The following is a 19,308-nucleotide window of genomic DNA, read 5'->3' on the forward strand; positions in this document are numbered from 1 at the left end:
TGCCGCCGAAAGCCGTTACTGGTTTTTGTTTGCCCGGTTGATCCGCTTGGCGCGGTCAATCTCGCGGCGAAAGTGCTTTTTAGCCCAGAAGACACCCGCCACCACGGCCACCGCGATGATCAGAAAAATAAGCCATCCCATGATGAACTCCTTTCGGTCAAGCAACAGTATCAGGGTGGGGTTAACCAAAAAGAACAGCCCCGCTGCTGTAGCAGCGGGGCTGTTCTTCAGTTCAACTGGAATTACTTGTTGATCTTGGTAACGCGTCCTGAACCAACGGTGCGGCCGCCTTCGCGGATTGCGAAGCCGAGGCCCTCTTCCATAGCGATGGGCTGGATGAGCGCAACGGTCATCTCAGTGTTGTCGCCAGGCATAACCATTTCCGTGCCCTCGGGCAGGGTGATAACGCCGGTTACGTCCGTGGTACGGAAGTAGAACTGCGGGCGGTAGTTGGAGTAGAACGGGTTGTGACGTCCGCCTTCGTCCTTGGAGAGGATGTAGACGTTTGCCTCGAAGTCGGTGTGCGGGGTGATGGAACCCGGCTTGACGACAACCTGGCCACGCTCTACGTCATCGCGCTTCAGACCGCGGAGCAGGAGGCCACAGTTCTCGCCGGCCCATGCTTCGTCGAGCTGCTTGTGAAACATCTCGATACCGGTAACCGTGGTCTTCTGGACCGGGCGGATGCCGACGATCTCGACCTCGGAGTTGATGGCGAGGGTTCCACGCTCGGCGCGGCCCGTAACAACGGTGCCACGGCCGGTGATGGTAAAGACGTCCTCGATAGGCATGAGGAACGGCTTATCACGGTCACGTACGGGGTCCGGAACAGACTCGTCCACAGCAGCCATCAGGTCCTCAACGGACTTGACCCACTCCGGGTCGCCTTCCAGTGCCTTCAGGCCGGAAACGCGGACAACCGGTGCTTCGTCGCCATCGAAGCCCTGCGAGCTGAGGAGCTCACGAACTTCCATTTCAACGAGGTCCAGCAGTTCCTCATCGTCAACCATGTCGGACTTGTTCAGTGCGACCAGCAGGTAGGGAACACCAACCTGGCGGGCGAGCAGAACGTGCTCGCGGGTCTGAGCCATCGGGCCGTCAGTGGCGGCAACCACGAGGATTGCACCGTCCATCTGGGCAGCACCGGTGATCATGTTCTTGATGTAGTCAGCGTGACCGGGGGCGTCTACGTGTGCGTAGTGGCGCTTCTCGGTCTGGTACTCAACGTGGGAGATGTTGATGGTAATGCCGCGCTGACGCTCTTCGGGAGCAGAGTCGATCGACGCGAAGTCACGCTTCTCGTTGAGAGTCGGGTACTTGTCGTACAGCACCTTGGAAATGGCGGCCGTCAACGTCGTCTTACCGTGGTCAACGTGACCAATGGTGCCGATGTTAACGTGCGGCTTAGTCCGCTCGAACTTTGCCTTTGCCACAGGTTCCTCCTAGAACGTTTTCAAATGACATACCCTTCTGCCGCTCTTGTAGCGGCAGAAACTCAGGTAAGTCTACTTGGGGGGCTTTGGATTACTGAAATTGCAGATTCAGGAACTAATACTAGTCCCTAGAGCCTGTTCGCGCAGATGGCCGGAATCCGGCTTGTCCGGATGAATCCGGCCGTACCGGCCACCTGCACCAGGCGGGCCTCCGTCAACCGGAAGCACACCCGAGTTTGTTCGCTGCGAAAGTCCGGAGACTATTCGCCACGGGTCTTCTGGATGATCTCGTCGGCAACTGCCTTCGGGACCTCGGCGTAGCTGTTGAACGTCATGGAGTACACAGCACGGCCCTGGGTCTTCGAACGCAGGTCACCGATGTAGCCGAACATGCCGGACAGCGGAACGTGCGCACGGATGACCTTGACGCCCTGTGCATCTTCCATGGACTGCATCTGGCCACGGCGGGAGTTGAGGTCACCGATAACTTCACCCATGTATTCCTCAGGGGTGCGGACCTCTACATCCATCAGCGGTTCGAGCAGAACCGGGTTTGCCTTGCGTGCGGCTTCCTTGAAAGCCATACGGCCGGCGATCTTGAACGCCATTTCAGACGAGTCAACATCGTGGTACGCGCCGTCAACCAGCGTGGCCTTGATGCCCACAACCGGGTAGCCGGCGAGGACGCCGTCGTTCAGCGCGTCCTGGATACCAGCGTCAACAGACGGGATGTACTCGCGGGGAACGCGGCCACCGGTGACCTTGTTCTCGAACTCGTACAGCTCGCCCTCGGCGGTGTCCAGCGGCTCGATCGCAATCTGGATCTTTGCGAACTGACCCGAACCACCGGTCTGCTTCTTGTGCGTGTAGTCGTGGCGTTCGACGGCGCGCTTGATGGTTTCGCGGTAGGCAACCTGGGGCTTGCCCACGTTTGCCTCGACCTTGAATTCGCGGCGCATGCGGTCCACCAGGATGTCCAGGTGGAGCTCGCCCATGCCGGCGATGATGGTCTGACCGGTGTCTTCGTTGAGGGACACCTGGAAGGTGGGGTCCTCAGCGGAGAGCTTCTGGATGGCCGTGGAGAGCTTCTCCTGGTCACCCTTGGTGTTCGGCTCGATGGCAACCGAGATCACGGGCTCCGGGAAGCTCATGGACTCAAGTACGATCTGGTTGCTGGAATCACACAGGGTGTCACCCGTGGTGGTGTCCTTCAGACCGATGGCTGCGTAGATGTGGCCGGCGGTAGCGCCCTCAACAGGCATTTCCTTGTTGGCGTGCATCTGGAACAGCTTGCCGATGCGCTCCTTCTTGCCCTTGGTGGAGTTGACCACCTGGGCGCCTGCTTCCACGTGACCGGAGTACACGCGGATGAAGGTGAGCTGGCCGAAGAACGGGTGCGCAGCAATCTTGAAGGCCAGTGCGGAGAACGGCTCTTCGGAGGAAGGCTTGCGGGTCAGTTCCTTCTCTTCGTCGCGAGGATCGTGGCCGACCATCGGGGGGACGTCGAGCGGGTTCGGCAGGTAGTCCACGACTGCATCGAGCATGGGCTGAACGCCGCGGTTCTTGAAGGCGGAACCGCAGAAGATCGGGTAGAGCTCGGAGTTGATCGTCATCTTGCGGATGCCGGCCTTGAGCTCGTCGATCGAGATTTCTTCACCCTCGAGGTACTTCTCCATGAGTTCCTCGGAGGACTCTGCAACCGTCTCAACGAGGTTTGCGCGGTACTCTTCGGCCTTTTCCTGGAGGTCAGCCGGGATCTCGCGGATCTCGTACTTGGCACCCATGGTCACGTCACCCTTGGCATCGCCGGGCCACACCAGTGCGCGCATGTAGAGCAGGTCCACGACGCCGATGAAGTCGTTCTCGGCACCGATGGGCAGCTGCATAACGAGCGGCTTGGCGCCGAGGCGGCTGATGATGGTGTCTACGGTGAAGTAGAAGTCGGCACCGAGCTTGTCCATCTTGTTGACGAAGCAGATGCGCGGAACGTTGTACTTGTCAGCCTGGCGCCAAACGGTTTCAGACTGCGGCTCAACGCCTTCCTTGCCATCGAAGACGGCGACGGCACCGTCGAGGACGCGCAGGGAGCGCTCAACCTCAACGGTGAAGTCAACGTGGCCGGGGGTGTCGATGATGTTGATCTGGTTGTTCTCCCAGAAGCAGGTCACGGCGGCAGACGTGATGGTGATGCCGCGTTCCTTTTCCTGTTCCATCCAGTCAGTGGTCGAAGCGCCGTCGTGCGTTTCGCCGATCTTGTGGTTCACACCCGTGTAGAACAGGATGCGCTCGGTGGTGGTGGTCTTGCCGGCATCAATGTGGGCCATGATGCCGATGTTGCGGACCTTACTAAGGTCGGTAAGCACGTCCTGTGCCACGGTGTCTCCCTTTCGGATGGACTACACGTTCGCCGCCGGCCTGGAAGGGCCGGCGGCGTACGGGAAGTATTACCAGCGGTAGTGTGCGAAGGCCTTGTTGGACTCGGCCATCTTGTGGGTGTCTTCGCGACGCTTCACAGCGGCACCGAGACCGTTTGAGGCATCCAGGATTTCGTTCTGGAGGCGCTCGGTCATCGTCTTTTCGCGGCGGGCCTTGGAGTAGCCAACCAGCCAGCGCAGGGCGAGTGCGGTGGAGCGGCCCGGCTTGACCTCAACCGGAACCTGGTAGGTGGCGCCGCCGACGCGGCGTGAGCGGACCTCGAGGGAAGGCTTGACGTTGTCCATGGCCTTCTTGAGGGCTGCTACGGGGTCGCCGCCGGACTTGGCGCGTGCGCCTTCGAGGGCACCGTAGACGATGCGCTCTGCCGTGGACTTCTTGCCGTCAACGAGCACCTTGTTGATGAGCTGGGTGACCAGCGGGGAGCCGTAAACGGGATCTAGTACGAGCGGCCGCTTGGGGGCCGGACCCTTGCGAGGCATATTACTTCTTCTCCATCTTTGCGCCGTAGCGGCTGCGGGCCTGCTTACGGTTCTTGACACCCTGGGTATCGAGGGCGCCGCGGACAATCTTGTAACGGACACCCGGGAGGTCCTTCACGCGACCGCCGCGAACGAGCACAATGGAGTGCTCCTGCAGGTTGTGTCCCACACCGGGGATGTAGGCCGTTACTTCGACACCGCCGTTGAGGCGCACACGTGCCACCTTGCGCAGAGCCGAGTTCGGCTTCTTCGGGGTGGTGGTGTAAACGCGGGTGCAAACACCGCGGCGCATCGGGCTGCCCTTAAGCGCGGGGGCCTTGGTCTTGGAGACCTTAGGCGTGCGGCCCTTGCGGACCAGCTGGTTAATCGTAGGCACTCTCGTGTTCTCCGTTGGTTTGATCTCGACCGGAACATTCAGGCGTCAGCCGTCACTGCGTCGGTTTTGGCGTTGTCCCTGCAGCCTTGGTGTCTCGAATCGTGCCGAGGCGTGCAAAAGAGTGGCATTCGTTGCGCACCTAGCCCGCAACCCGGAAACAAGCTCACACCCAGCATCATGAGAACAAAACCAAAATGATGCTGCGGCGGCCTTCATCCACTGCCACACAGAACAATTACCAAAATTCTAGCACGGCTTGATCCTGAGCCTTAATCGGGTGTATACGAAAGGCCCCGCCTCCCCCTGCCTAGAGCAGGTTGAGGCGGGGCCTTTCAGGAACGCTGACTGCCTTTAGCGGAAGTCGTTGCCCAGGTCGTAGTCATCCAGCGGGATGGCGTGGAACTCAGGAGCTCCGTCGCCGCCCAGGGTGTCGTACGAGAAGTCACTGAATGCGCTGGGGCCGGTGAACAGGTTGGCCTTTGCTTCTTCAGTGGGCTCCACGGTGACCTCGGTGTAGCGCGGGAGGCCCGTGCCGGCCGGGATCAGCTTACCGATGATGACGTTCTCCTTGAGGCCGAGCAGCGGATCGCTCTTGCCTTCCATGGCCGCCTGCGTCAGGACGCGGGTGGTCTCCTGGAAGGAAGCTGCGGACAGCCAGGACTCGGTGGCCAGGGACGCCTTGGTGATGCCCATGAGCTCAGGACGTCCGGATGCCGGCGCCTTGCCCTCGGAGACAACACGGCGGTTGGCGTCCTCGAAGCGGCTGCGCTCGGCGAGCTCGCCGGGCAGCAGGTCCGATTCGCCGGACTCGATGACCGTGACGCGGCGCAGCATCTGGCGGACGATAACCTCGACGTGCTTGTCGTGGATACCGATGCCCTGGCTGCGGTACACGCCCTGGACCTCGTCCACCAGGAACTTCTGTGCCGCACGCGGACCCATGATGCGCAGGACCTGCTTGGGATCCACCGGTCCGTTGATCAGCTTCTGGCCGACGGTGACGTGGTCGCCATCTTCGATCAGCAGGCGTGAACGGCGCAGGACCGGGTAGGCGATCTCTTCGGTTCCGTCATCGGGAGTGATGACCAGGCGCATCTGGCGCTCGGACTCTTCGATGGTGATGCGGCCGGCTGCTTCTGCAATCGGTGCAACACCCTTCGGAGTACGGGCTTCGAAAAGCTCCTGGATACGGGGCAGACCCTGGGTGATGTCGTCGCCGCCGCTGGCGGAAACTGCACCACCGGTGTGGAACGTACGCATGGTCAGCTGGGTACCGGGCTCACCGATGGACTGCGCGGCGATGATGCCCACGGCCTCGCCGATGTCCACGGTCTTGCCGGTGGCCAGCGAGCGGCCGTAGCACAGGGCGCAAGTGCCGACGCTGGACTCACAGGTGAGTACGGAGCGGACCTTGACCTCGGTGATGCCTGCTGCGAACAGCTCGGCAATGACAACGTCACCGCAGTCGGTGCCGGCGGCTGCGAGGACGTTGCCCTCGGAGTCCACGACGTCGACAGCCAGCGTACGTGCGTAGGCGCTGTTCTCGACGTTCTCGTCCAGCACCAGTTCACCGTTGGAGTCGGCGACGGCGATGGGCGTGACCAGGCCGCGCTCGGTGCCGCAGTCCTCTTCGCGGACGATGACGTCCTGCGAGACGTCCACCAGGCGGCGGGTCAGGTAACCCGAGTTGGCGGTACGCAGGGCGGTGTCAGCCAGACCCTTACGGGCGCCGTGCGTGGCGATGAAGTATTCCAGAACCGACAGGCCCTCGCGGTAGGAGGACTTGATGGGACGGGGAATAATTTCACCCTTCGGGTTGGCCACCAGGCCACGGATACCCGCGATCTGGCGGACCTGCATCCAGTTACCACGCGCACCGGAGGACACCATGCGGTTGATGGTGTTCATCGGCGACAGGCTGTCGCGCATTGCCTGGGCGATCTCGTTGGTTGCCTTGTTCCAGATCTCGATCAGTTCCTGGCGACGCTCGTCGTCGTCGATCAGGCCCTTGTCGTACTGGCCCTGGATCTTGGCAGCCCGCTCCTCGTAACCGGCGAGGATCTGCGGCTTCGCGGCCGGAACCTCGATGTCGGAGATGGCGACGGTAACGCCTGAACGGGTGGCCCAGTAGAAACCGGCATCCTTCAGGTTGTCCAGCGTTGCTGCGGTGACAACCTTCGGGTAACGCTCGGCGAGGTCGTTGACGATGCGGGACAGCTCGCCCTTGTCGGCAACAGCCTCAACCCAGGGGTAGTCCTCGGGCAGGGTCTCGTTGAAGAGAACCTGGCCCAGGGAGGTCTGGACGAGTGCGGGCTGACCCTGCTCCCAGCCTTCCGGGGCTTCCCAGCCGGCGTAGGGCACGAAGCCCTCCAGGCGGATCTTGACCTGCGAGTTCAGGTGCAGCTCGCGGGCGTCGAACGCCATGATGGCTTCCGCAACCGACCCGAAGACGCGGCCTTCGCCAGCTGAACCGGCACGCTTGGTGGTCAGGTGGTAGAGGCCGATGATCATATCCTGCGAAGGCAGGGTGACCGGGCGTCCGTCGGAGGGCTTCAGGATGTTGTTGGAGGACAGCATCAGGATGCGGGCTTCAGCCTGGGCCTCGGGGCTCAGCGGCAGGTGGACTGCCATCTGGTCGCCGTCGAAGTCCGCGTTGAAGGCGCCACAAACCAGCGGGTGGAGCTGGATTGCCTTGCCTTCAACAAGCTGGGGCTCGAATGCCTGGATGCCGAGGCGGTGCAGGGTGGGTGCACGGTTGAGCAGCACCGGGTGTTCGGTGATGATCTCTTCCAGCACGTCCCAAACCTGCGGACGGTAGCGTTCCACCATGCGCTTGGCCGACTTGATGTTCTGGGCGTGGTTGAGGTCAACCAGGCGCTTCATCACGAACGGCTTGAAGAGCTCCAGGGCCATCTGCTTGGGCAGGCCGCACTGGTGCAGCTTCAGCTGCGGGCCGACGACGATGACCGAACGGCCGGAGTAGTCGACGCGCTTGCCGAGGAGGTTCTGGCGGAAACGGCCCTGCTTGCCCTTGAGCATGTCGCTCAGGGACTTCAGCGGACGGTTGCCCGGTCCGGTGACCGGACGGCCGCGGCGGCCGTTGTCGAAGAGGCTGTCAACAGCTTCCTGAAGCATGCGCTTCTCGTTGTTGACGATGATCTCCGGAGCACCCAGGTCAAGCAGCCGCTTGAGGCGGTTGTTGCGGTTGATCACGCGGCGGTACAGGTCGTTGAGGTCGGAGGTCGCGAAGCGGCCACCATCCAGCTGGACCATGGGGCGCAGTTCCGGCGGGATCACCGGGACGGCGTCGAGGACCATGCCAAGCGGGCTGTTGTTGGTGGTCAGGAACGCGTTGACCACCTTCAGGCGCTTGAGGGCACGGGTCTTGCGCTGGCCCTTGCCGTTGGCGATGATGTCGCGCAGCAGGTCCGACTCGGCCTGCATGTCGAAGCTTTCAAGACGCTTCTTGATGGCTTCGGCACCCATGGAGCCTTCGAAGTACATGCCGTAGCGGTCGCGCAGCTCGCGGTACAGGCCTTCGTCACCCTCGAGGTCTGCGACCTTGAGGTTCTTAAAACGGTCCCAGACCTGCTCGAGGCGCTCGATGTCGGCGTCAGCGCGCTTGCGCACGTTGGCCATCTGGCGGTCGGCGGAGTCGCGTGCCTTCTTCTTGTCCGCAGCCTTCGCGCCTTCACCCTCGAGGCGGGCAATTTCGCCTTCGAGGTCACGGGCGATCGCCGCGATGTCGGAGTCGCGGTTGTCGATGAGCTGCTTCTTCTCGATGTCGTGCTCAACCTGCAGGTTGGGCAGTTCCTCGTGGCGGGCAGCTTCGTCGACGCTGGTGATCATGTAGGCAGCGAAGTAAATGACCTTCTCGAGGTCCTTCGGTGCCAGGTCAAGAAGGTAGCCCAAACGGGAGGGAACACCCTTGAAGTACCAGATGTGCGTGACCGGCGCGGCCAGTTCGATGTGGCCCATGCGTTCACGGCGGACCTTGGCACGGGTGACTTCAACGCCACAACGCTCACAGATAATGCCCTTGAAGCGCACGCGCTTGTACTTGCCGCAGTAGCACTCCCAGTCCCGGGACGGGCCGAAGATCTTCTCGCAGAAGAGTCCGTCCTTCTCGGGCTTGAGGGTGCGGTAGTTGATGGTTTCCGGCTTCTTAACCTCGCCGTAAGACCAGCCGCGGATGTCTTCCGCGGTTGCGAGGCCGATTTGCATGAGGCCGAAGGAGGATTCGCTGGACATATGGTCCCTGTTCTCTCTTGTTCTCTAAATTCTGAAGTCTTGGGTTACGGGAAGAGGGAGGTGACTTGCGACGACGGGTGCGAACCCGCCGCCGCAAGTCCCCTGCTAAACCTCTTCTACCGAACTGGGCTCTGCACGAGACAGATCGATGCCCAGTTCTTCCGCAGCGGTGAAGACTGCGTCATCAGAGTCACGCATTTCAATTGTGGTTCCGTCCGTGGAGAGGACTTCCACGTTCAGGCACAGCGACTGCATTTCCTTGATCAAGACCTTGAAGGACTCGGGAACGCCCGGCTCGGGGATGTTCTCGCCCTTGACGATGGCTTCGTAGACCTTCACGCGACCATGGATGTCGTCAGACTTGATCGTGAGGAGCTCCTGGAGCGTGTAGGCGGCGCCGTAAGCTTCGAGCGCCCACACTTCCATTTCACCGAAGCGCTGGCCACCGAACTGTGCCTTACCACCCAGCGGCTGCTGCGTGATCATGGAGTACGGGCCGGTGGAGCGCGCGTGGATCTTGTCGTCCACCAGGTGGTGGAGCTTCAGGATGTACATGTAGCCGACCGAGATCGGATCCGGGAACGGCTCGCCGGAGCGGCCGTCGAACAGACGGGTCTTGCCGGAGGAGTCGATCAGGCGCTGGCCGTCGCGGGTCACGTTGGTGGAATCCAGCAGGCCCGTGATTTCCTCTTCACGGGCGCCGTCGAACACCGGCGTTGCAACAGTGGTCTGGCCACTCTCGCGCGGCAGGTTCGGCAACTGCTTGACCCACTCGGGCTCGCCTTCGATCTTCCAGCCGGTCTTGGCGACCCAGCCGAGGTGAGTTTCGAGCACCTGGCCCACGTTCATACGGCCCGGGACACCCAGCGGGTTCAGGACGATATCAACAGGGGTGCCGTCGGCAAGGAAGGGCATGTCCTCGATCGGGAGGATCTTGGAGATAACGCCCTTGTTGCCGTGGCGGCCGGCGAGCTTGTCGCCGTCGGTGATCTTGCGCTTTGCGGCCACGTAAACGCGGACCAGCTGGTTCACGCCCGGGGGCAGCTCGTCGTCGTTGTCGCGGTCGAAGACGCGCACGCCGATGACAGTGCCGGACTCGCCGTGGGGCACCTTCAGGGAGGTGTCACGGACTTCGCGGGATTTCTCACCGAAGATGGCGCGCAGCAGGCGCTCTTCCGGGGTCAGCTCGGTTTCACCCTTCGGGGTGACCTTTCCAACCAGGATGTCGCCGGCTTCAACCTCGGCACCGATGTGGATGATGCCGCGCTCGTCCAGGCCCGCCAGGACTTCCTCGGACACGTTGGGGATGTCACGGGTGATTTCCTCGGCACCAAGCTTGGTGTCGCGGGCATCGATCTCGTGCTCCTCGATGTGGATGGAGGAAAGAACGTCCTCGGCAACAATGCGCTGCGAGAGGATGATGGCGTCCTCGAAGTTGTGGCCTTCCCATGACATGAATGCCACGAGCAGGTTCTTGCCCAGGGCGAGCTCGCCCTGGTCCGTTGCCGGGCCGTCGGCGATGATGCCGCCAACTTCCAGGCGCTGGCCTTCGTTCACCAGGACCCGGTTGTTGTAGCAGTTGCCCTGGTTGGAGCGGGCGAATTTGTTGATGCGGTAGTTGGTTTCCGTGCCGTCATCATTGAGCATGATGACCAGCTCAGCGGAAACCTCGGTGACCACACCGGCCTTCTTCGCGATGGTGACATCGCCGGCGTCGACAGCTGCGGCGCGCTCCATGCCGGTGCCCACGAACGGAGCCTCGGAACGGACCAGCGGCACAGCCTGGCGCTGCATGTTGGCACCCATGAGTGCGCGGTTTGCATCGTCATGCTCGAGGAACGGGATCAGGGCGGTAGCCACGGACACCATCTGGCGCGGGGAGACGTCCATGAACTCGACGTCCTCGGCGGGAACCAGGACAGGCTCGCCTCCACCACCACGGGCACGGACCAGGACGGTGTCTTCGGCGAACTTCTTGTTCTCGTCCAGCGGCGCGTTGGCCTGGGCGATCAGCACCTCAGCCTCGTCGTCGGCCGTCAGGTACTGGACGTCGTCGGAAACGACGCCGTTCTTGACCAGGCGGTACGGCGTCTCGATGAAGCCGAACGGGTTGATGCGTCCATAGGATGCCAGCGAACCGATCAGACCAATGTTCGGGCCTTCAGGGGTTTCGATGGGGCACATGCGTCCGTAGTGGGACGGGTGCACGTCACGGACTTCCATGCCGGCGCGGTCACGGGACAGACCACCGGGGCCAAGGGCCGACAGGCGGCGCTTGTGGGTCAGGCCCGAGAGAGGGTTGTTCTGGTCCATGAACTGGGACAGCTGGGAAGTTCCAAAGAACTCCTTGATCGCTGCGACCACGGGGCGGATGTTGATCAGGGTCTGCGGCGTGATGGCCTCGACGTCCTGGGTGGTCATACGCTCGCGGACAACGCGCTCCATGCGGGACAGGCCGGTGCGGACCTGGTTCTCGATGAGCTCGCCGACGGCGCGGATGCGGCGGTTGCCGAAGTGGTCGATGTCGTCGATTTCGACGCGCAGGTCCACTTCCTGGCCGTCGCGGGTGCCCTTGATGGTCTTCTCGCCGGCGTGCAGCGCAACGAGGAACTTGATCATGGCAACGATGTCGTCAACATGCAGGACCGAAGCTTCCTTGTCGCCAAGGGAGCGGTCGATGCCAAGCTTGCGGTTGATCTTGTAGCGGCCAACCTTGGCCAGATCGTAGCGCTTGGAGTTGAAGTACAGGTTGTCCAGCAGGGACTGGGCAGCCTCGACGGTGGGCGGCTCGCCCGGGCGCAGCTTCCGGTAGATGTCCAGCAACGCGTCTTCGCGGGTTTCGGTGGCGTCCTTCTCCAGGGTTGCCCGCATGGAGTCGTACTGGCCGAACTCTTCGAGGATCTGGCCTTCGGTCCAGCCGAGGGCCTTCAGCAGGACAGTGACGGACTGCTTGCGCTTGCGGTCGAGGCGAACGCCCACCTGGTCGCGCTTGTCGATTTCGAGCTCGAACCAGGCGCCGCGGGACGGGATGATCTTCGCGGTGAAGATGTCCTTGTCGCTGGTCTTGTCGGCGGCACGCTCGAAGTAGGCGCCCGGGGAACGGACCAGCTGGGAGACGACGACACGCTCGGTGCCGTTGACCACGAAGGTGCCCTTCTCGGTCATCAGCGGGAAGTCGCCCATGAACACGGTCTGCTGCTTGATTTCGCCCGTGTTGTTGTTCATGAACTCGGCCTTGACGTACAGCGGTGCCGAGTACGTTGCGTCCCGGTCCTTGCACTCGGCCATGGTGTATTTGGGGTCAGCGAACTCCGGATCGGAGAAGCTCAGGGACATGGTGCCCTGGAAGTCCTCAATCGGGGAGATCTCTTCGAAGATGTCCGAGAGTCCGGACGTGGTGGCGACGCTAAGATCGTTTTCTTCGACAGCCTTCGCTACGCGCGCCTGCCAGCGTTCGTTTCCAACCAGCCAGTCGAAGCTGTCAGTCTGGAGGGCAAGCAGATTCGGAACGTCAAGAGGTTCGTGAATCTTTGCGAATGAGAGCCGGCGAGTGGCACCATCAGTGCTGTCGGCGGTGTTAGCGGTTTCGTTATTAGAGGTGCTCGAGGCGACCAAGAGGGATCCTTCCACAGACCTTCAGGCGTTTTCAGATCTCCCCCGCTGTGCACCCTGCAGAATGACTCCGCAGTGCTACCATCCGGTTCCGCTATATGACCCGGGGCCGGTGCTGACCATGCTGTGACGTTGTTGACGGCACGTTGATTGCCAGCTGCCAGGCGAAAGCCCACCGCTATATGAAGGCTGAAGGTAAACAGGGAAGACGCAAATATCTACGATACGGCAAAATAACCTACATGTCTACCCCACATCCGGCGCGATTGCAAGCACCGGTTTCACTGACTCACCCCGGCGCCGCCCACGGAATCCCCGCCCCGCCCGGAATGCACCTGGCGGCGCGGACGTTGGGATAGTTAGGTGAGCCGCGTCACGATAGCCTTGGTGGCCTACAGCGGATCAAATTGGGAGAGATAAACATGGGCAACTCCGCAGACAACACTGACGTTGTCATCCTCGCAGCAGTTCGTACGCCGACGGGCCGGATCAACGGCCAGCTGGCAAGCTTTACGGCCGTGGACCTCGGCGCCCACGCCATCAGGGCAGCACTGGCGGCCAGCGGCGTGGACGCCGGCCAGGTGGAGGCGGTCATCATGGGACAGGTCCTTCAGGCAGGGGCGGGGCAGAACCCGGCACGGCAGAGTTCCATCGCCGCCGGCATCGGGTGGAATGTCCCTGCTGTGACCGTAAACAAGGTTTGCCTCTCAGGATTGACTGCGGTGATAGACGCCGCGCGGATGATCCGCGGCGGGGAGGTATCCGTGGTGGTGGCCGGCGGACAGGAGTCCATGACCCGGGCACCGCACCTGCTTCCAGGGTCCCGGCAGGGGTGGACCTACGGTTCCATCCAGGCGTTGGACGCAGCTGCACACGATGGGCTCACCGACGCCTTTGACGGCCAGTCGATGGGCCTGTCCACCGAAACCCGGAACCTTGCCCTGGGCATCGACAGGACGTCGCAGGACAACGTGGCCGCCCAGTCGCACCAGCGCGCGGCGCTGGCAGCCAAAAACGGAACATTCGACGACGAGATCGTGCCCCTCAGCGTGAAGCAGCGCAAGGGAGATCCGCTCGTAGTGTCCACTGACGAGGGGGTGCGTCCCAACGCCTCCGTTGAGTCCCTGGCCGGGCTGCGCGCCGCCTTCGTTACTGACGGCACCATCACGGCCGGCAACTCCTCTCCCCTGTCCGACGGCGCCGCTGCCCTGGTCCTTGCCTCCCGCGCCTTTGCCGAGGAAAACGGGCTGGAGTACCTGGCAGTGGTGGGCAAGCCGGGGCAAGTGGCCGGGCCGGACAATTCCCTGCACTCGCAGCCGTCCAATGCCATCATGAACGCCCTTGGCCGGGCCGGCTGGACTACCGCGGACCTGGACTTCATCGAGATCAACGAAGCGTTCGGATCCGTCGCTGTGCAGTCCCTGCAGGACCTGGACTACCCCCTCGAGAAGTGCAACATCCACGGCGGCGCCATCGCTTTGGGACACCCGATCGGCGCATCCGGGGCCCGGCTGGCCACCCACGCTGCACACGAGCTCAAGCGGCGCGGTACGGGCAAAGCCGCGGTGTCCCTGTGCGGCGGCGGCGGGCAGGGCGAAGCGCTCCTGCTGTACCGCGACTGATGGCGGACGACGCCTCCATCGTTGCCCCTGGCGGCGCCGGCAGGGAGAGGTTCCTTGCCGACGCCGCCGCCCGCGGGCTTCAGGTGGACGTGGTGGAAAGGCCGCAGGCTAAAAGCCTGGCGGAGGCGGCGGGCATCCTGGGCATCACGCCCGCGGACATCGTGAAGTCCTTGGTGGTCAAGCACAAGGACGGCTCGTTCCTGTTCGCCCTGATCCCCGGTGACCGCCAGATCTCCTGGCCGAAGCTCCGGAACCTCGTGGGCGTCAACAAGCTCTCCCTGCCGGCGGCGGAAGTGGCGCTGGATGCAACAGGCTACGAACGCGGCACCATCACCCCGCTGGGCAGCACCAACGCGTGGCCGGTATACGCGGACGCCACCATCACGGGGCGGAGGATCTCGATGGGAGCCGGCGCGCACGGCTACAGCGCCTTCGTGGACGCAGACGCCCTCACAGGTGCGCTGCGCGCTGTCGTCGCGGACATCAGCGACCCCGCCTGACGCTCCAACCAGGTTTCGCCACCCGCCGTTCCGACCCCCGGAAACGCGCTGGGCACTACTTGCATTGGGACGCAAAAAGCCCCGCCCACAAACGTGGACGGGGCTTTTCGAAAGGAAAAGGCGTTGTTACTTGAGGGTAACGGTGGCGCCTGCAGCCTCGAGCTGCTCCTTGGCCTTCTCGGCAGCTTCCTTGGTGGCGCCTTCGAGAACAGCCTTGGGTGCGCTGTCAACCAGGTCCTTGGCTTCCTTGAGGCCGAGGGAGGTGATGGCGCGAACTTCCTTGATCACTGCGATCTTCTTTTCGCCGGCAGATTCGAGGACGACATCGAAGTCGGTCTTCTCTTCAACCTCTTCAGCAGCAGCGCCGGCGGGGCCAGCAACAGCTACAGCAGCAGCGGTAACTTCGAAGGTCTCTTCGAAGAGCTTGACGAACTCGGAGAGCTCGATGATGGTCAGTTCCTTGAAAGCTTCAATGAGCTCTTCGTTGCTGAGCTTCGCCATGGTAGGCGTCCTTCCTGTTGTGGTGTTCAGCGGCACGGAGCCACGCGTCACACCGGAGTCTGGTGGGGTAAAGAGAACTAGTTCTCTTCAGCCGCGGGAGCGTCAGCTGCGGGAGCTTCTGCTTCGGCGGCGGGAGCTTCTTCAGCGGCGGGCGCTTCGGCAGCTGCCGGTGCACCGTTCTCTTCTTCAAGCTTGAGGCGCAGTGCGTCGATGATGCGTGCAGCGGCGGCAGCGGGTGCCTTGAGGACACCAGCAACCTTGGCGAGCTGCAGCTCACGGGACTCGAGGGCTGCCAGTGCGGCAACCTCGCTGGCGTTCAATGCCTTGCCCTCGAAGTAACCGGTCTTGATGACCAGCTGCTTGTTGGTCTTGGCGAAATCCGTCAGGCTCTTGGCAGCGGCAACTGCGTCACCCTTGATGAACGCGATTGCAGTGGGGCCGGCAAGCTGGCCGTCGAATGCTTCGACGCCGGCTTCCTTGGCTGCAATGGCAGTCAGGGTGTTCTTGACGACCGAGAACTTGGTGTCCTGGCCGAGAGAAACACGCAGCTGCTTGATCTGTGCAACTGTGAGCCCACGGTATTCGGTCAGGACAGCGGCGTTCGATTCCTTGAAATCGTTAGTGATCTCAGCTACTGCTGAAACCTTTGCAGGCGTTGCCATAACCCTCCTTCCGGGGATAGTGCCGGTATGCGACGGTCCCCGCTCAAGTGAGCTATAACTAAAAACGCCCCGCGCAGATGCACGGGGCTTGGCTCAACACGGAAAATCCGTGGAGCGTTTGCTTCGTTCACCTGCGCCGGCCGCCCTACGTTGAGGGTCCTTCGTCCAGAAAGCCACTGCTTCTCCCGCGCACAACTGCAGAGTTGAGCCATGTTCGAGAAAGTGGATTTCCAACAACCGACGGTCTTTGGTCCTTCAAGTCTACGGGAGAGCCACCACTGCACCAAATCGGGGCCTTCAGCTGGTGCTGGTGTGCAGGTGCGGGAGCTCCTTTTGCCAGATTCCCGTCACGCCCGCTGTCTGGAAACCCAGCTGTTTGTTGACGGTGAGGAGGTACCGGTTCTCCGGGGCGTTCCAGGTGTAGATGATCCGGGCATCGGGGAACTGCTCGGTGAGCCGTTCCATGTTGGCCACCTTGATCAGCAGCCCCAGCTTGTTCCCGCGGTGCTCCTGCAGCACCAGCGTGTCGTCCTGGAAGACAACGTCCGCGCGGTGCGCCAGCACCGTGATGGTGGTCAGGCCTACGAGGGTCCCCGTGGCGAGGTGCTCGACGGCGGTGACAACCGTCCGCCTGCCCTGCGAAATGGCAACTTCCTCGGCTTCCCGGAGGATGGCGCCGTCGAGCATCATGTCCTGCTCTACTGGCGGCTCCAAGGAGGGATCGACGTCGGCGCCCGCCTGGTTTTCAAGGGCGGCCACGGCTTCCAGCCAGCCGTCAGGGCAGCGGTCGGTCCAGTGGTGCAGGCGGTACCGTCCGTTGTTGGCCGCATCCGCCTCCGCCTGCAGGTCGGCAACCAGCTTTGTGTCCAGGGGCAGCGCGCAGGCGCTGAACTGCTCGATGTGCTGGAGCGTGTAGCCCGTCTTCTGCGCGAATTCGACTTCACGGCTTTCCAACGGCACAAAGCCCTGCCCCGTACCGGGAACCAGCTGGGCGCGTTCAAACTCATGCAGGGAGGCCCCGGGGTGGTTCGTGTCCACCAGGATCATGGTGCGGCCTTCGCCGCGGGCGAACTGCTCCGCGGCCTGGAGGAGGCGGCGGCCGACGCCCTGGCGCTGGAACTCGGGCAGGATGTCGAGGGTGAATTCCGCCAGGTCGAGGTTGTCCGTGAGGGGAAGGGCGATGTCCACGGTCCCCACGATCTCACCGTCCACCTTGGCGACGAGAATGAGCTGACGCTCGTACGGGTCCTGGAATTCGAGCAGCTTCTCCAGGGGGCCGTAGGCGAGGTCGTCACTCCCCCAGGTCTGCATCCGGACCTTCCGGCCCACTTCGACGGCCGCGAGGAAATCAGCTGCGTCCGGCGCGTCCAGTGAGTCGGGAATCCAAAGCTGCTCGATCTTCACGTCGTCTTTAGCCATAGGCGCATCATCCCAGCCGTTTCTGCCACTCGCCTTCATAACCTGCGGGCTTGAATCCAAGTGCAATATTTATGGCCAGCATATGTTGGTTTTCGTTGGCATTCCACGTCAACACCGACCGCGCGGACGGCCACTTTTCATGGGCGCGCTTCACGTTTGCCACTTTAATCAGCATGCCCAGGCGATGTCCGCGGTGTTCCGGGATGACCAACGTGTCCTGCTGCACCATGGAGTCCGGCACGCCGGCACGCCAGTTCAGCACCGTGTAGGCCACAAGTTGCCCTGAGGCCCGGTGGCGGGCGGCCGTCACAGCTGACTGGACACCGCTCCGGATCAGCCGGTTTTCCTCTTCCCGGACCCTGGCGGCGTCCCAGTCTTCACCATCCCAGTTCATTCCGGCGATGGGTACCTCGGTGGTCATCGTGGCTTTGAGGCCGGCATAGGCCTGCACCAGGTCCTCCGGGCAGCTGTCGTCCCAGCCGGTGATGGTGTAGTCCGCTGCCCGGGCGGAGGCCTCGTCTTCAAGCCGCTTCAGCAATTCCGGCGGAACGGGGAGGGCGAGGCGGCTGGACCGTTCCACCTGTTCCAGCTCATAGCCGGCGGCAACAGCAAAGGCCACGGCGGGCTCATCAAGCGGCAGGCCGCCGGCCCCGGATTTTGCGGGGAGGAGTGCGGCTTCCCCGGCGGTCCCCAGCGGCACTTCGTGGTAGGCGTCAAGGGATGTGCGCCCGCGTTTGCGGGCGACTGCTTCTGCATGCTTAAGCAGCGCCCTGCCAAAGCCCTGCCGCCGGTGGGCAGGCGTGATCAGGACATCTATTCCTGCGGTATGGGTGTTCTCGCGCAAAGGGAGGGTCACCGAGCACATGCCCACGGTGGCGCCGCCGACCTTGGCCAGGTAAAGTTGCCGTTCTTCATAGGCATTGCCCTGCCAATACTCCGCGGCTTCCTGCAGCGTGTCGCAGCGGTCCAGGTTGCCCCAAACGGCGAGCTCGTGCTCCACCCGCAGGGCGTGGCACTCCTTGAATTCCCCGGTAATCTGGCGCGCGCCGGTTTCGCTGCCACTCTTCAGGACCGCCACTGCGCTTATCACCAGCGCGGCGGTCTTTTCAGGGGACGGTTGCACCTCCGGTTCGGCCACTTCTACAGCTTAGGCAAGGATGCACCGTGTGCGTTATGTTCCCGGGCTTAAACCCAAACCGCCCGGCATGTGCCGGGCGGTTTGGGTTTGCAGCGGAAGGATCCGCTGCGGGGCTTCGAACGAGGGTTTAGGCCTCGGTCAGAACCTTGGTGACGTTGGGGTCAACGGAGATGCCGGGACCGAACGTGGTGGCAACCGTGGCCTTCTGGATGTAGCGGCCCTTGGAAGCGGACGGCTTCAGGCGAAGCACCTCTTCCAGTGCTGCTGCGTAGTTTTCAGCCAGCTTGATGGCGTCGAAGGACACCTTGCCGATGATGAAGTGCAGGTTGGAGTGCTTGTCGACGCGGAAGTCGATCTTTCCACCCTTGATGTCGTTGACGGCCTTGGTGACGTCGGGGGTCACGGTGCCCGTCTTCGGGTTCGGCATCAGGTTACGCGGGCCGAGGACCTTACCGAGGCGGCCAACCTTGCCCATGAGGTCAGGGGTGGCGACGGCAGCGTCGAAGTCGGTCCAGCCGGCTGCGATCTTTTCGATCAGGTCGTCGGAACCAACGAAGTCGGCGCCGGCAGCGATTGCTGCTTCAGCCTTGTCACCCGTGGCGAAAACCAGGACGCGGGCAGTCTTACCGGTGCCGTGGGGCAGGTTGACGGTGCCGCGGACCATCTGGTCAGCCTTGCGGGGATCGACGCCGAGGCGGAATGCAACCTCAACGGTGGCGTCGAACTTGGACGGGTTGGTGTCCTTGGCGAGGGTTACGGCCTCGAACGGCGCGTAGAACTTCTCCGCGTCGATCTTGGCGGCTGCTGCCTCATATGCTTTGCTGCGCTTTGCCATGCTGCTTGTTTCTCCTTGTGCAGTTGTGGTCTGCGGACCGCGCT

Annotated in this window: 14 protein-coding genes; 2 read left to right on the top strand and 12 right to left on the bottom strand. The window is 62.7% G+C overall.

Features of this window, described 5'->3' with window-relative positions; all coding sequences use genetic code 11:
• Window positions 1-15: 15 nt before the first annotated feature.
• From AC5RT4_RS09200 to rpoB, 7 genes are all read right to left on the bottom strand, one after another.
• Window positions 16-141 (bottom strand): hypothetical protein, encoded by a 126-nt coding sequence (locus AC5RT4_RS09200; protein WP_494041963.1) that lies wholly within the window; start codon window positions 139-141, stop codon window positions 16-18.
• Between the two features lie 101 nt (window positions 142-242).
• Window positions 243-1,433, bottom strand: a complete 1,191-nt coding sequence (tuf, locus tag AC5RT4_RS09205; RefSeq protein WP_163161890.1) for an elongation factor Tu — start codon at window positions 1,431-1,433, stop codon at window positions 243-245.
• Between the two features lie 260 nt (window positions 1,434-1,693).
• Complete coding sequence (fusA, locus tag AC5RT4_RS09210; protein WP_494041964.1) at window positions 1,694-3,808, bottom strand: elongation factor G; 2,115 nt, start codon at window positions 3,806-3,808, stop codon at window positions 1,694-1,696.
• Window positions 3,809-3,877: 69 nt separating this feature from the next.
• The gene (rpsG, locus tag AC5RT4_RS09215; RefSeq protein WP_026531948.1) at window positions 3,878-4,348 is read right to left on the bottom strand and encodes a 30S ribosomal protein S7; all 471 of its coding nucleotides are present in this window, start codon (window positions 4,346-4,348) and stop codon (window positions 3,878-3,880) included.
• A gap of 1 nt (window position 4,349) precedes the next feature.
• Window positions 4,350-4,724 (bottom strand): 30S ribosomal protein S12, encoded by a 375-nt coding sequence (rpsL, locus tag AC5RT4_RS09220; RefSeq protein ID WP_009358312.1) that lies wholly within the window; start codon window positions 4,722-4,724, stop codon window positions 4,350-4,352.
• 351 nt (window positions 4,725-5,075) lie between these two features.
• Window positions 5,076-8,975 carry a DNA-directed RNA polymerase subunit beta' gene (locus tag AC5RT4_RS09225; protein WP_494105529.1) on the bottom strand — a complete coding sequence of 1,300 codons (3,900 nt, stop codon included), beginning with the start codon at window positions 8,973-8,975 and terminating at the stop codon, window positions 5,076-5,078.
• A gap of 105 nt (window positions 8,976-9,080) precedes the next feature.
• Window positions 9,081-12,590, bottom strand: a complete 3,510-nt coding sequence (gene rpoB, locus AC5RT4_RS09230) for a DNA-directed RNA polymerase subunit beta (RefSeq protein ID WP_494041966.1) — start codon at window positions 12,588-12,590, stop codon at window positions 9,081-9,083.
• A 419-nt stretch (window positions 12,591-13,009) separates the two neighbouring features.
• Here rpoB and AC5RT4_RS09235 point away from each other — a divergent pair, with 419 nt between their 5' ends.
• Window positions 13,010-14,209 (top strand): acetyl-CoA C-acetyltransferase, encoded by a 1,200-nt coding sequence (locus AC5RT4_RS09235; RefSeq protein WP_494041967.1) that lies wholly within the window; start codon window positions 13,010-13,012, stop codon window positions 14,207-14,209.
• On the top strand, window positions 14,209-14,709 hold the full coding sequence (locus AC5RT4_RS09240) for an aminoacyl-tRNA deacylase (protein ID WP_494041968.1): 501 nt from the start codon (window positions 14,209-14,211) through the stop codon (window positions 14,707-14,709). The genes AC5RT4_RS09235 and AC5RT4_RS09240 overlap by 1 nt, the downstream gene beginning before the upstream one ends.
• A 126-nt stretch (window positions 14,710-14,835) precedes the next feature.
• Here the strand turns inward: AC5RT4_RS09240 and rplL are convergent, their stop codons facing one another.
• The 5 genes from rplL to rplA form a co-directional block, all read right to left on the bottom strand.
• Window positions 14,836-15,210, bottom strand: a complete 375-nt coding sequence (gene rplL / locus AC5RT4_RS09245; protein WP_307094334.1) for a 50S ribosomal protein L7/L12 — start codon at window positions 15,208-15,210, stop codon at window positions 14,836-14,838.
• Between the two features lie 77 nt (window positions 15,211-15,287).
• Entirely contained in the window at window positions 15,288-15,872 is a 585-nt protein-coding gene (gene rplJ / locus AC5RT4_RS09250) for a 50S ribosomal protein L10 (RefSeq protein WP_494041969.1), read from the bottom strand.
• 297 nt (window positions 15,873-16,169) lie between these two features.
• Window positions 16,170-17,291, bottom strand: coding sequence for a GNAT family N-acetyltransferase (locus AC5RT4_RS09255; protein WP_494041970.1), 1,122 nt, complete (start codon window positions 17,289-17,291; stop codon window positions 16,170-16,172).
• Window positions 17,292-17,298: 7 nt separating this feature from the next.
• The gene (locus tag AC5RT4_RS09260) at window positions 17,299-18,429 is read right to left on the bottom strand and encodes a GNAT family N-acetyltransferase (RefSeq protein WP_494105530.1); all 1,131 of its coding nucleotides are present in this window, start codon (window positions 18,427-18,429) and stop codon (window positions 17,299-17,301) included.
• A 127-nt stretch (window positions 18,430-18,556) separates the two neighbouring features.
• Window positions 18,557-19,264, bottom strand: coding sequence for a 50S ribosomal protein L1 (gene rplA, locus AC5RT4_RS09265; protein WP_163161877.1), 708 nt, complete (start codon window positions 19,262-19,264; stop codon window positions 18,557-18,559).
• Between the last annotated feature and the right edge of the window lie 44 nt (window positions 19,265-19,308).

Source organism: Arthrobacter sp. sptzw42 (assembly GCF_059089685.1).

Bases quoted from the DNA above. Each gene is read 5' to 3' on its own strand.
- AC5RT4_RS09225 (WP_494105529.1), bottom strand. From the start codon at position 8,975: ATGTCCAGCGAATCCTCCTTCGGCCTCATGCAAATCGGCCTCGCAACC.
- AC5RT4_RS09255 (WP_494041970.1), bottom strand. From the start codon at position 17,291: ATGGCTAAAGACGACGTGAAGATCGAGCAGCTTTGGATTCCCGACTCA.
- rpsG (WP_026531948.1), bottom strand. From the start codon at position 4,348: ATGCCTCGCAAGGGTCCGGCCCCCAAGCGGCCGCTCGTACTAGATCCC.
- rplA (WP_163161877.1), bottom strand. From the start codon at position 19,264: ATGGCAAAGCGCAGCAAAGCATATGAGGCAGCAGCCGCCAAGATCGAC.
- AC5RT4_RS09240 (WP_494041968.1), top strand. From the start codon at position 14,209: ATGGCGGACGACGCCTCCATCGTTGCCCCTGGCGGCGCCGGCAGGGAG.
- rplL (WP_307094334.1), bottom strand. From the start codon at position 15,210: ATGGCGAAGCTCAGCAACGAAGAGCTCATTGAAGCTTTCAAGGAACTG.
- AC5RT4_RS09200 (WP_494041963.1), bottom strand. From the start codon at position 141: ATGGGATGGCTTATTTTTCTGATCATCGCGGTGGCCGTGGTGGCGGGT.
- AC5RT4_RS09235 (WP_494041967.1), top strand. From the start codon at position 13,010: ATGGGCAACTCCGCAGACAACACTGACGTTGTCATCCTCGCAGCAGTT.
- rplJ (WP_494041969.1), bottom strand. From the start codon at position 15,872: ATGGCAACGCCTGCAAAGGTTTCAGCAGTAGCTGAGATCACTAACGAT.